The sequence below is a fragment of the Rickettsia endosymbiont of Ixodes pacificus genome (genome assembly GCF_000965155.1).
GTDB classification, from domain to species: Bacteria; Pseudomonadota; Alphaproteobacteria; order Rickettsiales; family Rickettsiaceae; genus Rickettsia; species Rickettsia tamurae.
On sequence record NZ_LAOP01000001.1, the window covers coordinates 929774 to 943105 of the forward strand.

The window sequence follows — 13332 nt, forward strand, 5'->3', positions numbered from 1 at the left end:
TATGGTCTAGCTATATATAGGAAAAAGCGTTATTGAAAAAGTGTCTGATTTTGGCGAGAAAATTCATGAATTTATTGACACCGGTAACAATAAAAACGTTAGTACTAATGTCAATACTAGTGGAGCTACCACTGCCGTAACAACTACTACTACAACTTATTCAAATAATCATAAACCTTATAAAACTACTGAAATCAGGAATGAACATAATAAATGTTACGGTGAAATACGTGAAGAAACAATAAAAACACATATAAAATTTAGATTAAATAAACATTATCCAATAACAATTATAGAATATAGATCTCTTTCTCTTCCTGATAAAATAATCCCTGGCTGGTCTTTTGATTTTAAGTTTGTTCTTAGCGGTCCTAACGGCGATAAGATGGAGGCAAAAGATAACGCTTATCTAGGAATTAATTATAATCTTGAAGGTAAAATATGTAAATTAACTGTACCAAATCCTCCCGTAGTTTCTCAAAACCCTCTTTGGCCTGCTTTAGTCATGTATCATGGTCAGATTTATACATTACCTGTAAATAGTGGACACTATAACTACTTAGTACAAAAAGTATATGAACATAGCGGAATGGTAACAATAGGGCATGAAGATCCTCCTTATTCTTTAGAATTAATAAGTTGATATTTTTAGTTTTCTGATATGGGAGTATGGCTAAACTACAAGAAGGAGATGAGAAGCAAAAATCACATTTTCACAAGTCGCAGCCAAGCTTCCCAGTCACGTTTGCCTAAATCTTTTTCAAACGATAATAAGTCTTTTACCGTCTGCTTACATATTTCTACGGAAGGGATTATAAGCTCTTGTTCTTTTGTGGAATTTAGCAAACATTGCGTTTTACAAGCTTGTTCTAAATGGTAAGTTAAAACATAGCTTCATGGATAGTTTTGCCGCAGGTAATAGCACCGTGATTACGAAGTAACATCACGTAATTTTGCTTAAGGTCATTAACAAGTCTAGTGCTTTGCTTGTCAGCATCTAGCACTAGAGAATTATAATCATGATATGATATTCTATCGTAAAAATGTAATGCCCATTGACTGATCGGTAAAAGCCCGCATTTTAAAGCAGAAACGGCAATAGCTGCGGGAGTATGATAATGAAAAATGGCAGAAATATCAGAGCGTGTTTTATATATACTACCATGAATAAAGTAACCGGTTTTATTATATTGATATTCTTCTCCTTCTAAAATTTTTCCGTCTAAACTAACTTTTAAAAGATTCTCTGTAGTTACTTCTTCAAACCTTAGTCCAAAAGGATAAATATAGTAAAAATCGGCATTTTTAGGTCTTGCGGATAGATGCGTATAAGTATGATCATCCAGCGATAAATACGCCATTATTCGGTAAGCGGCAGCTAAATTATATTTTATATCCATTATTGTTAAAATCTATATTGGTTTTATGTTATTCTCGCGTAGACCGGTTTTTTATTGTCTGTCATACCACGACTTGATTGCGGGATCCAGTAAAAATATTAAAACAACTAATACTAGTTGTTTTTTTGGATACCGTGGTCAAGCCACGGTATGACAACAAAAAAGTTTGGATTCCCGCCGTTGCTGGAATGACATAGGAGCTGTGCAACAAATCCTCAACGCTATTTAAAGGGAGCGTATACTGCTTCTTTCTCTGTTTCTATAATCGCTTCTTTAGGAGCTTTTATACATTCTTGTAAAGATTTTTTCCCTAAATACGGTGCTAGATTATAATTTAATATATAACATTGTAAATTATCTTTCTTACCGCTAAAGTTAAATTCAATTTTATTTCTTTGCTCCAATAGCTTTTTAATCTCTGTCATTTGCTGGATAAAATTCTTTTGTTCTAAGTTTAAGTGCTTGATTCTTAGTATATTTTTTACTACGGAAAACGTAGAAACAGCAAGAAGCAAAAGAAATATAAATAACTCTTTATTACTTTGCTTATTTAAGAAAATACTATTTTTAATGCAGCTGCAATCATTCCGATACCGATAACATAGCATCCTAGATATCTAAGTAACGATGCTCCTCTAATTACCTCCTCATAACTAAAGTTAAAGAAATATAAATATAACCGCCACAAAGCAAAAATTATAAAACACGCAAACGTACTTATCAGGAAAAATTTATATTCTTTCAACAAATCAGGTTTATATTTACGAATTCCGTACCATGCAGCTATACAAATAGTATATACAACTAAACTTCCTTCTTTTACTAAGAATAACAAGAGAAATTTACCGTAATTTAGTAATAATGATCTATGCTGTTCATTAAAATTTTCAGCAATATATACTAAATTGCTAAAACTATGTTCGCCTCTGTCAAAAAAATCATGAGTATTTTTAAAATAACTCATCCAAATAAAATTACACAAAATCGGTAAGGTAAGTAGAATTAGATATATAATGTAATCACTTGATTTTTTATGTTTTTTATAAAAAATTGTATAATGAGCTATAAGAATTACTGAAGCAAAACTAGCAAACCATGTTCCAATTTCTCGGAAAGAGGCAAGTAATATCGTAATAGGTAAAATAAGCAATAATGCTTTTTTCTTGTCTTCCTCAAGGATATAAATTGCAAAAATAGCTCCGAACATTAAGCCAATAGTACTATCGTTATATATTGAGCGAATTCCGGTCGTATATAATACTACACTACAAAGCAAAAGTGTGAACAACACACTGGTTTGCCACAATTTCTTATTTGCGGCTAAGGGAGCTAGAAATGCTAAATGTAATAAGAAATGAGCAAATAATACGTTACCGTCCGAATAACCTGAAAGTAACAGCATAAAATAATGATAAACAGCAGCTCCTCTTGGATAATGGGCATGAGTAGTAATAATGGAGGTTAACAAAGACTGATTCTTAAAAACACCAAAATATAGCAATTCTTTAGTAAATATCCCCCAATGTGAGAAATCATCATAAGCATGCAGCGATGCATCTCTGGTATAAAGAAAAAATAAAAGAATCAATAAAGTAAATACAATGATTTCAATTATATTTTTTCTAGATTCCTGCTTTCGCAGGAATGACATGAAGGAGGTATTATTACGTAGATCAAGAAATGCGTGCGGTGTCATACCGTGGCTTGACCACGGTATCCAAAAATATAACTTAAAAATACTAAACATTTTTAATTGGATCCCGCGATCAAGTCGCGGGATGACAGGAGCGGAGCCACCCCCTGTAACAACGCCTATGAAATGCAGGAATGACATGAAAGCTAAAAATATACCGATGAAATAACTTACATATGTTGCAGCCGGTAATAGCTTTAACATAGCAAAACAATATAAAACCGGTACTAATATGCTGATTGTTACAGGAATAACGAAAGTCAATTTTGTTTTGAAATATTTGGCAAAAAAAGACGAAAACCCAAAAATGCTTAATATCGATATTATGATCATATTAATTTGTAAATAATTTTTCCGTCATTGCGAGGAAAAATTGAAAATTTTGACGAAGCAATCTCAGGATATTTGACAAGATTACCACGCGGTCTTCGACCGCTCGCAATGACGGGGTAGTGTCTCCTCGCAATGATTATATATTATCACCCATGTTCAATTTTAGCTTGTGCTGCGGCAATTCTTGCTATAGGGATTCGGTATGGAGAGCAAGAAACATAGTTTAAATTCATTCTGTGAAAAAATTCTATAGAGCTAGGGTTTCCTGCATGCTCTCCGCAAGCTCCGAGTTTCAAATTAGCATTACTGCTTTTTCCTCGTTTTATAGCAATTTCAATTAATTCTCCTACACCTTCTTCATCTAGAGTAGTAAATGGATCGGATTCAAAAATCTTCGCTTCTAAATAATATGGAAGGAAGGAAGCAATATCATCTCTAGAAATTCCGTAGGTAGTCTGAGTTAAATCATTAGTACCAAAACTAAAATAGTCAACTTCCTTAGCTATTTTCTTACTGCCGAGTGCTGCCCTTGGTAGTTCTATCATAGTACCGAGCGTAAAGGAAAATTTATATCTATAACGTTGCTCTAATTCCTCTATTACCTCATAAATATCCATTTTAAGCTTTTTTATTTCACCTACATTGCTAATTAAAGGAATCATTAGTTCTAAGTTACATTCTATATGTTCTTTTTTATGTAGCTCAAAAATAGCTGTAAAAATTGCTTCAATTTGCATTTGGTAAATTTCCGGCGAACATATACCAAGTCTACATCCACGGTGACCGAGCATAGGATTTACTTCATGCATAGCATGAAGACGTTGATTAATCATGGATAAAGGTAGATTTAAGTTATTTGCCAAATTCTTTTTATCTTCTTCGGTGGTAGGTAAAAACTCATGCAACGGCGGATCAAGTAATCTAATATTTACTGGTTTATCTTTCATTACTCTGAATAAAGCTTTAAAATCCTCAGTTTGCAGAGGTAATAATTTCTGCACAGCAAGCTTTCTCCGTTCTATATCAGGAGCAATAATCATTTCCCTTACTAAAGGAATTTTATTTTTATCAAAAAACATATGTTCGCTACGACACAAACCTATACCTTGAGCTCCAAACTTTATAGATACTAAAGCATCGTTAACCGTTTCGGCATTTGCACGAACTTTTAAGCTACTAATCTCGTCTGCCCAATCTAAAATTAATTTTGATTCCTCACTGAAAGTAGGTTGAATTAACGGCATTTCACCTAAGAAGATTTTACCACTACCTCCGTCAATCGTTATAATATCACCTTGTTTAATAACTATGTCGCCTGCTGTTAATATTTGCTTTTTCTCATCTATAGATAAATTACTTGTGCCGCAAACACAAGGCTTCCCCATACTTCTTGCCACAACTGCGGCATGTGAAGTCATTCCCCCTCTAATAGTTAAAATACCTGAAGAAACATGCATTCCGTTAATATCCTCGGGACTAGTATCATGGCGTACTAAAATTACTTTATGATGATGAGATAATTTTTCGGCATCATAAGGTGAGAATACTGCAATACCTGTTGCAGCCCCAGGAGAAGCAGGTAGCCCCTCGGCAATAGAAGTAAGCCCCTTACTGTAATCAATTCTTGTATGTAATAATTGATTTAATGATTCCGGATCAATTCGCATTAAGGCTTGTTCTTTAGAAATAAGCTTTTCTTCTACCATTTGTACGGCAATATTAATAGCAGCGATGGCTGTTCTTTTTGCGGTACGTGTTTGCAAGATATATAGCTTATTATTTTCTATAGTGAATTCTATATCCTGCATATCTAAGTAATGTTCTTCAAGCTTTTTCGCAATTTGTGATAACTCCTTAAACACTTCCGGCATCATTGCTTGCATAGAATTTGAATCATTTGCAATAATAGGCATAGGTGTTCTAGTTCCCGATACTATGTCTTCACCTTGAGCATTTATTAAAAACTCTCCAAAGAGCTTTTTTTCTCCTGTAGAAGGTGATCTAGTAAAAGCAACTCCCGTAGCTGAAGTTTTACCTAAATTACCGAAAACCATTGCTTGAATATTAATAGCCGTACCGAAATCCTCCGAAATATTATTGATTTTTCTATATATAACCGCTCTATTACTCATCCAAGAATGTAGCACCACTTTAATTGCCGATTCTAACTGTTCATAAGGATCATTAATTAGTTGCTTAGTATACTTAATATGCAACCGTTTGAAATCATCAATAATTTTTTCTAATAATTCTACGGTAATATCGCTATCTTTATAAATATCGGCTTGAATCTTGTGCTTTTCGTAAATTTGTGCAAATAGATCACTAGGTATAGATAATACCGTTGAACCGTACATTTCTAAAAATCTTTTGTAACTATCAAGAGCAAATCGTTTATCACCGCAGGAATCCGCAAGAGCATTACACACTTCGTTATTCATTCCAAGATTAAGGATAGTATCCATCATTCCAGGCATTGAAATCGTAGAGCCCGAACGCACCGATAATAACAAAGGATTGCTTGTACTGCCGAAAATTTTACCGGTAGTTATTTCAAGTTCGGTGATAGCTTTTTTTAAGTCGCTTTGAAAATTTTTAGGAAAGTTATTATTGTGGGTATAAAAGTAATTACATAGCTCTGTAGTTATTGTAAAACCATCAGGAATAGGTAGTTTTAGGTTAGACATTTCAGCAAGACCGGCACCTTTGTTACCAAGTATATTCTTCATGCTAGCGTTTCCATCACTACCATTACTGCCAAAATAATAAATTAATTTTTTCATATCATATATCAAAATTTGCTAACAATTTATGTGTTTAGAAGCATTAAATACATATTTATACAGTATGAAAAAAATAGTAGCAATGTTAAATTAAGAATATCTTTAATAAAATAGTTGAAATTTTAAATTTGTTATTATACTTATTAATTTAATTATATTCTGTGTACAAAAGTCAAATTTTCAAAAAAAATCTTATTAATTTTCGCTAAAAAATATCTCAAAATAGCAAATCAATTAGAAACCTTCACAGAACCTAATAAGTTAATTGAACTTCTTCTAAATGTTATTGACTAATTTAAGAAAATTGACCATAATTCTAAATGGTCGTGCAGTTGCGTGATGATATAGCAAAGCTATAGATCACGAGGAAAGTCCGGACTCTATAGAGGTATGGTGCCGGTTAACCTCCGGCAGAGTATTATTACTTTAGGGAAAGTACCACAGAAAATATACCGCCGAATATGAATATTTCGACACAACTTCAAATTTTGAAGTTCTATCTTAGTATTTTCGGTAAGGGTGAAAAGGTACGGTAAGAGCGTACCGGTAAGTTGGTAACAAATTACGCATGGTAAACCCCACCAAGAGCAAGATCAAATAGGCGTTACAGAACTTATCAAGTTCCCGGGTTATCTCTAACCGGCTTGTAATGCGGGTAGATCGCTTGAGGTAAACGGCAACGTTTATCCTAGATAAATAACTGCAATGAATTTCTATTCATACAGAATCCGGCTTATAGACCTTATTGTCATCCCGTGGCCCTTATGTCATTCCTGCGAAAGCAGGAATCTAGCAAAATCTATAAAAAACTTGTTTTTTTATAGACTTGTTTTATCAAATGTGTACTTATATTTTTCTGGATTCCTGTTTTCGCAGGAATGACATACGAAGTGTTTGTACAATATAGGACAAGACCACGAGATGACACCGAACTTATTATGACATAAATTTAATGAAAAAGTTATATCATTATCCTATTTGTCCTCTTTCAAGACAAGCCCGTGTCTTCTTAAAAGAATTAGATATAGAATTTACTACGATTAAAGAAGATTATTGGCAATTCAATAAAGATTTCTTAAAAATAAATCCTGCCGGAACATTGCCTATTTTAGAAGAATCATACGGCTTATTTGTGATAGGTATTTATCCTTTTGTTGAATATCTTAATAGCAAATATCCGAATTTTAATTTTTTAGATGAAGATATTGATATTTGCTGTGAAATTCGGAGATTATTTTTTTGGTTTAACGATAAATTTTATCGTGAAGTTACTAAGATTATTATCGATGAAAAAGTTATAAGATCAATTGCTAAAATGAGCAGCCCACGAACCGAGTTTTTACGTGCTGCAAAAAATAATTTAAATTATCATTTAGAATATATAACTTCTTTACTAGAAAAAAGAAGTTATCTTGTATCGGATTCTTTAACTATTGCCGATATTGCCGTAAGTTGTCACTTATCGGTACTCGATTATTTCGGTGAGATTTATTGGGATAAATGGACGCTTATCAAACATTGGTATTCACTAATTAAATCAAGACCCGCTTTTAGGTTATTACTACAAGATAGAATCCCGGGCTTTACCCCTCCGAACTATTATACAGATTTAGATTTTTGAATAGACTTCTTCGGGAACTCTACTTCTAGAGGTAATTTGTGCGTCAATCCGCTGCTCGCATCCTCTCTCACGTACTTCTATGTGCGCTGTGGTGCTGTGCTGCGTGTTTCCTACAAATTCCTCTCTATAAGCGAGTTCCCGAAGAAGTCTAATATATAATTTGATTCTTTCCGTATCATGAGCTTTTAGTATTTTACGAATATTATTAAGAGATTAATTTTTTATGAGTGCAGGCTCATATTCAAGATGAACTCCACTTAAAATAGCTTTCCCATCACCGTAAGTACATTTTATTATTGCAGGTTTATTATCTTCATAACTTGCTATTATTTCAGTATCTTTAGTATTTTCTGCACCAACAAAATATCCACCGCCATTATAAAAAGCATAACAATCCTTAATATTTAAATTAAGTGTTGGATTTATTTTTAGATAAGCGGCTCTTGCTCCTTTATGTGAGTTGTAATAATAAGGAGCAAGCAGCGGTCCTCTAACCGTTCCATTGAAAATCTTTAATTCTCTTTCACCTATAACCTCTATATTTGTTCCTTTAGCGAATTCTACATAGTTACCGCTATAGTAACTGCCTGCACATATCCCAAGAAAATTACCGCCACTTTTTAAATAATTTTTTATATTAGCATTTCCTTTACCTTGTAATTTTTGTACATAGTATAAATCTCTTCCACCAAGTAAAATAAGTAATAAGGTGTTTTGAACCCACTTTTCGCCTATAATTTCTTGTGCAGTAATATAATCTACGTTATACTTTGGAGCATAAAGTCTTAAGGTATGCACGCAATGCTTAATACTTTCTTTTGAAACTCCTAGATCATTATAAATTTTTATTTTCATTTTTATATTCTTGACAAGGACATTATATAATTCTATTTAGTGTAATTACTTAAAAATAAATTATGAGGCAATTTTATGCAAGTTAATTCAATCTCACTACCGTTAACCAAAAGGCAAGCAATAGAAGTTTTAGGAGTGGCATTACTTACTATTTGTTCACAAATAGTAATACCTATGAAGCCTATATTTATTTCATTGCAAACCGTTGCAGTGATGTTCATCGGACTTACATATAATAAGACTACTGCATCTTTAACTATACTATCTTACATAACTCTTGGAGCAATGGGAATCCCTGTGTTTGGAGAGTTTTCGGGCGGGTTACGAATATTATTCGGTCCCACCGCAGGATATCTAGCGGGTTTTGTAATTGCCGTATATATTATGACTAGCTTAAAAGATAAAATTTTTACTTCTAATAAATGGTTAAATCAGGTATCTTTATGTTTAATCGGTAATATAATTATTATGAGTTTTGGCTGGATGTGGCTTTCTAAACTCTTAGGACCAAGCGGTGCATTTTATGGTGGTGTATTACCTTTTATAATACCGGGAATAATTAAATCAGTATTATTAATTGGACTTATTAATGTAGTAAAACCAAAAACTCGATGAACTTCAAAATTTGACTATTTTAGTGTCATGCTGTGGCTTTTGACCACGGCATCCAGAAAAATAATAAAAATACTAATAATTATTAGTATTTTTTAACTAGACCCCGTGGACAAGCCACGGGGTTACAGAGGTGGAACTGATTATATTATTAAAGCAAAAAAAAAACAGTAACAAATGCTAATGCCGCATTTTCTGGTGCCGATCTGGAAAAATAATATTAAATATGATCTTGAAAATGTATCAAGGCTTTTAAAAGCCTTAGGTAATCCTCATTTAAGGCTTCCTCCCGTCATACATATAGCAGGTACAAACGGTAAAGGTTCAAGTACCGCTATGCTCAAAAGCATCTTTATGCTTGCCGGTTATAAGGTACATTGCTATACATCTCCTCATTTATTAGAATTTAATGAACGAATCGTAGTAGCAGGTGAGAAAATCTCGGATAATGAATTATGGCAGGTTTGTGAGCAGGTGAGGGTAGCAAGCGAAAAATTTAATATCGAACCTAGCTTCTTTGAAGGTACTACGGCAGCAGCATTTCTAGCATTTGAGAAAACAAAAGCTGATATATTAATTTTAGAAACGGGACTTGGCGGACGATTAGACGCAACAAATATAGTAGAACGACCGTTAATTACTTTAATTACACCTATTTCATATGATCATATGAATATGCTGGGTAATACATTACCCCTAATAGCAATTGAAAAAGCTGGTATTATGAAGTCTTGCGTTCCTTGCGTTATAAGTATGCAAGCTTTGGAAGTTTATGAAACATTATTTGCAAAGGCTGAAGAGTTAGAAGTACCGAGTTTCTGTTATGAATATGATTCCGGTATTAAAAAGACGGACAACGGATTTATTTATTCATCACGAAATTTTAGTTATGAGTTTCCGACTCCTTCGCTACTTGGTGATCATCAATTAATAAATGCTGCAAGCGTTATTGCTTTAATAAGTTTGATAAATAAACAATTTAATATCAGCAACGAAATTATCTCTAAAGGACTGCAAAATACTATTTGGGGAGCTAGAATCGAAAAAATAGAACCGAAAAAATATTCTAAATTAATAGGTGATAATGTTCAAATTTGGGTAGACGCAGCTCATAATAATAGCGGAGCTCAAGTTTTGGCAAATTGGATTCGTGATAATTTAAAATCACCGATATATTTAATACTCGGTATGACTAAAAATAGGAATATCGAGGAATTTTGCTCCTACTTTAAGGGTTTGACAATTAAAGGTTACGGTGTTAAAGTTTTATCCGAACCACTAAGCCATAGTGCAGAAACAATAAATTTGGAAGGCAGAAAGAGCGGTATTGATTTTAGCGAAAGCGACTCACTCGAAGAAGCGATTAGTGATATAAAGAAGATAAACGGTGATAATAAAGCAAATATTATAATAACAGGATCGCTTTATTTAGCTTCCGATTTTTATAAGTTACTATGATGTCATTCCTGCGTGGATACTAAATCGTCATTGTGAGCGACTGCAGGCCTTGTTGCATGGATCAATTCCACCACTGTCCATCCCGCGACTTGATCGCGGGATCCAGTTTAAAATACTAAAATTGTTAGTATTTTAAGTTGTTTTCTGGATACCGTGGTCAAGCCACGGTATAACACCGAGTGCTTTTTTCGATCCATGCAACAAAGCCAATTTTTCCTCGCAATGACGTATTGATTCTCGCTATAAATATATAAAAACCAACATAGGAGAAAATAAATATGACCTATTGCAACAAATCTAATCAAACCTCATATCCTTTTATCTTACCGGATTTACCTTATGAGAAAGAAAGTTTTAAACTACATTTTACTCCCGAGACTTTTGATTATCATCATGGTAAACATCATAATGCTTATGTACAAAATCTAAACAATTTACTCAAAGATAAAGAAGAATTACAAAAAAAAGATTTAGAAGAAATAATAGAATGGTCCTCTCAAAACTCAAATGCAGCTATTTTTAATAACGCAGCCCAAATATGGAATCATACCTTTTTTTGGCATTCAATAAAGCCGCAGGGCGGAGGTAAGCCAAGCGGTAAAATATTAGAACAAATTAATAAAGATTTCGGTAGTTTTGAAGGATTTTGTGAGCAGTTTAAGCAAGAGGCAGTAGGGCATTTCGGTAGCGGCTGGGCATGGCTTGTATATCACGATAATAGGTTACAAATTATAAAAACCGCTAATGCCGGTACACCTATAGCAAACGGTATGAAGCCGCTTCTCGCATGTGATGTATGGGAACATGCTTATTATATTGATTATCGTAATAAACGACCTGATTATGTTGACATATTTATTAAGCATATGATTAACTGGAAGTTTGTAGAAGATAACTTAATTAAGTAAAATTATGAATTTAGAGGATATTAAAAAGGCTCAAGAAACTCCCATCGAATATATAGCTTTTAGTGGAGGGGGAGCTAAGGGAGCAATATATTCCGGAGCTTATGAGGCAGCAAAAAAAGCCGGTATTTTGGATAATGTCAAGGCGGTAGCCGGTTCTTCCGCCGGTGCTATAACTGCAGCAGTGGTAACTCTTGGGACACCGCCTGAGCGATTTGAAGAAATTTCTAAAAATACAAATTTACAAACATTGCTTGGAAAAAAAGGATTTTCTGCGGGTATAGTACAGTTAAATAAAGACGGTAAACCTTTATATGATCTATTAGAACTTGTTATTAAAGAAAATATAGGAAATTTTTTACAGAGATCAGATATAGTAAATGTTAAAGATGATAAAGCTCTTGATGAATTAAGAGGAAGATACAACCAAAAAGACGGTAAAATATATTTTAAAGACATAGCGTTACTCCGAAAATACGATCCCGTACAATATAAGGATTTAGTAATTACGGCAACTCAGCAAGAGACAAGCGAACTAACTATTTTCAATAGCTTTGATACGCCAAATGTTGAAATTGCTTTAGCTTGCCGTGCTTCTGCTTCTATACCGCTTGTTTTTGAGCTGGTAGAAATTGATGGTAAAAAATATGTCGACGGCGGATATAGAGATAATATACCGACAAAATATTTTAAAGGCAATGAACTGGAATTTGACACAAAAGAAGTAACTGATAATATGGAGGAGATTACCTTAGCTAAAAAGCAAGGTAGAACTCTAGCTATGGCTTTTGGTACGGGTATGGAAGCTGATGCAAATATTGCTATATATAGTGCAAAAAAATTTGAAAGCCCAAGTGATATCGTGAAGTTTTTAGCTGATGTATTATTTAAGACGCTTGCAAAAGTAGGAGGAAAATTTAAATATACTGAAACTCTAAGAGAAACTAATGAGCAGTTACGTGAAAATGCTTTAAACACCGTTGTTTTAGATACTGCCGGAATAGATACTTTGGATTTCAAAGATGCACAAAAATATTCTGATTATTTGCATATTAAAGGATATTGTCAAACTAGAGAACATTTGAATAATCATGACCTTGGCAAAGAAGCAGATAAAACATTTGACCATCAAAAATTTCTACTAAATGTTTATGAAGTTTATGATAATAAAAATCTACATAAAACATTTGGAACTAAATTATTAGAAATGTTTATTCCGTCAAAAGAAAATAATACTTCTAAATGGCAAGAAGGAGTTATTGAAAATCATGATGATAAAGCAAAAATGTTATTATCATTTTGTAAAACCGGAGCATTAAACGAAAAAGAATTAAATGAAAAGCTTAAAGAATATGTAATTATTGCTGCAACTAGTCGTAATAATACACTAAAAGCCGATACAAACTCATTGAAAGCTTTGCTGCATACCTTAAACGATCCTGCTGCTTCAAGTAAAATAAAAGATAGTTTCATTGAGGTACTTGGAATAGATAAAAATAAAGATGTACGATTTGATAAAACTAAAACCTTTGATGAAAATATTGCTAAGTTTAAATTTACCAAACAAGATTTAGAAAGCTTTATAACTAAAAGTAAAAGCGAAGCACCAAAAATTCAAAGCAAACATAACGTAGCTACAAGTCATGTAAGTAGAGGGTGAGTTAGGTGGTGT

Annotated in this window: 9 protein-coding genes, 1 other RNA gene and 4 pseudogenes; 8 read left to right on the forward strand and 6 right to left on the reverse strand. The window is 33.2% G+C overall.

What is annotated here, in order from left to right:
- Nucleotides 1-40 precede the first annotated feature (40 nt).
- The gene (locus REIP_RS04995) at nt 41-643 is read left to right on the forward strand and encodes a Sca4 family protein (RefSeq protein ID WP_045803973.1); all 603 of its coding nucleotides are present in this window, start codon (nt 41-43) and stop codon (nt 641-643) included.
- Nucleotides 644-705: 62 nt separating this feature from the next.
- On the opposite strand, the pseudogene REIP_RS05000 reads toward REIP_RS04995, so the two are convergent.
- From REIP_RS05000 to REIP_RS05005, 3 genes and pseudogenes are all read right to left on the reverse strand, one after another.
- Nucleotides 706-1400 (reverse strand): annotated as a pseudogene (locus REIP_RS05000) (class II aldolase/adducin family protein).
- A gap of 61 nt (nt 1401-1461) precedes the next feature.
- On the reverse strand, nt 1462-1608 hold the full coding sequence (locus tag REIP_RS13680) for a hypothetical protein (RefSeq protein WP_410525691.1): 147 nt from the start codon (nt 1606-1608) through the stop codon (nt 1462-1464).
- A gap of 13 nt (nt 1609-1621) precedes the next feature.
- A pseudogene (locus tag REIP_RS05005) lies at nt 1622-3297 on the reverse strand (hypothetical protein).
- Between the two features lie 28 nt (nt 3298-3325).
- On the opposite strand from REIP_RS05005, the gene REIP_RS13445 reads away from it, so the two are divergent.
- Nucleotides 3326-3442, forward strand: a complete 117-nt coding sequence (locus REIP_RS13445) for a pyruvate phosphate dikinase (protein ID WP_156147428.1) — start codon at nt 3326-3328, stop codon at nt 3440-3442.
- A gap of 130 nt (nt 3443-3572) precedes the next feature.
- Here the strand turns inward: REIP_RS13445 and ppdK are convergent, their stop codons facing one another.
- The gene (gene ppdK, locus REIP_RS05010; protein WP_045803974.1) at nt 3573-6209 is read right to left on the reverse strand and encodes a pyruvate, phosphate dikinase; all 2637 of its coding nucleotides are present in this window, start codon (nt 6207-6209) and stop codon (nt 3573-3575) included.
- 316 nt (nt 6210-6525) lie between these two features.
- Here ppdK and rnpB point away from each other — a divergent pair.
- Nucleotides 6526-6961, forward strand: an RNA gene (rnpB, locus tag REIP_RS08625) — RNase P RNA component class A.
- Between the two features lie 200 nt (nt 6962-7161).
- Entirely contained in the window at nt 7162-7830 is a 669-nt protein-coding gene (locus REIP_RS05015; protein ID WP_045803975.1) for a glutathione S-transferase family protein, read from the forward strand.
- A gap of 5 nt (nt 7831-7835) precedes the next feature.
- Here REIP_RS05015 and REIP_RS09615 read toward each other — a convergent pair.
- A pseudogene (locus REIP_RS09615) lies at nt 7836-7986 on the reverse strand (palindromic element RPE1 domain-containing protein); the annotation flags it as partial.
- Nucleotides 7941-8685 (reverse strand): annotated as a pseudogene (locus REIP_RS05020) (BPL-N domain-containing protein). The pseudogenes REIP_RS05020 and REIP_RS09615, both read right to left, overlap by 46 nt.
- A gap of 75 nt (nt 8686-8760) precedes the next feature.
- On the opposite strand from REIP_RS05020, the gene REIP_RS05025 reads away from it, so the two are divergent.
- The 4 genes from REIP_RS05025 (at nt 8761) to REIP_RS08520 (ending at nt 13320) form a co-directional block, all read left to right on the forward strand.
- Nucleotides 8761-9300, forward strand: a complete 540-nt coding sequence (locus REIP_RS05025) for a biotin transporter BioY (protein ID WP_045803976.1) — start codon at nt 8761-8763, stop codon at nt 9298-9300.
- 174 nt (nt 9301-9474) lie between these two features.
- Nucleotides 9475-10755, forward strand: a complete 1281-nt coding sequence (locus REIP_RS05030) for a folylpolyglutamate synthase/dihydrofolate synthase family protein (RefSeq protein ID WP_045803977.1) — start codon at nt 9475-9477, stop codon at nt 10753-10755.
- 278 nt (nt 10756-11033) lie between these two features.
- Nucleotides 11034-11663 carry a superoxide dismutase gene (locus REIP_RS05035; RefSeq protein ID WP_045803978.1) on the forward strand — a complete coding sequence of 210 codons (630 nt, stop codon included), beginning with the start codon at nt 11034-11036 and terminating at the stop codon, nt 11661-11663.
- Between the two features lie 4 nt (nt 11664-11667).
- Nucleotides 11668-13320 (forward strand): patatin-like phospholipase family protein, encoded by a 1653-nt coding sequence (locus tag REIP_RS08520; RefSeq protein ID WP_052691095.1) that lies wholly within the window; start codon nt 11668-11670, stop codon nt 13318-13320.
- The last annotated feature ends 12 nt before the right edge of the window (nt 13321-13332 follow it).

Bases quoted from the DNA above. Each gene is read 5' to 3' on its own strand.
- REIP_RS08520 (WP_052691095.1), top strand. From the start codon at position 11,668: ATGAATTTAGAGGATATTAAAAAGGCTCAAGAAACTCCCATCGAATAT.
- ppdK (WP_045803974.1), bottom strand. From the start codon at position 6,209: ATGAAAAAATTAATTTATTATTTTGGCAGTAATGGTAGTGATGGAAAC.
- REIP_RS05015 (WP_045803975.1), top strand. From the start codon at position 7,162: ATGAAAAAGTTATATCATTATCCTATTTGTCCTCTTTCAAGACAAGCC.
- REIP_RS13445 (WP_156147428.1), top strand. From the start codon at position 3,326: ATGCTGATTGTTACAGGAATAACGAAAGTCAATTTTGTTTTGAAATAT.
- REIP_RS05035 (WP_045803978.1), top strand. From the start codon at position 11,034: ATGACCTATTGCAACAAATCTAATCAAACCTCATATCCTTTTATCTTA.
- REIP_RS05030 (WP_045803977.1), top strand. From the start codon at position 9,475: ATGCTAATGCCGCATTTTCTGGTGCCGATCTGGAAAAATAATATTAAA.
- REIP_RS05025 (WP_045803976.1), top strand. From the start codon at position 8,761: ATGCAAGTTAATTCAATCTCACTACCGTTAACCAAAAGGCAAGCAATA.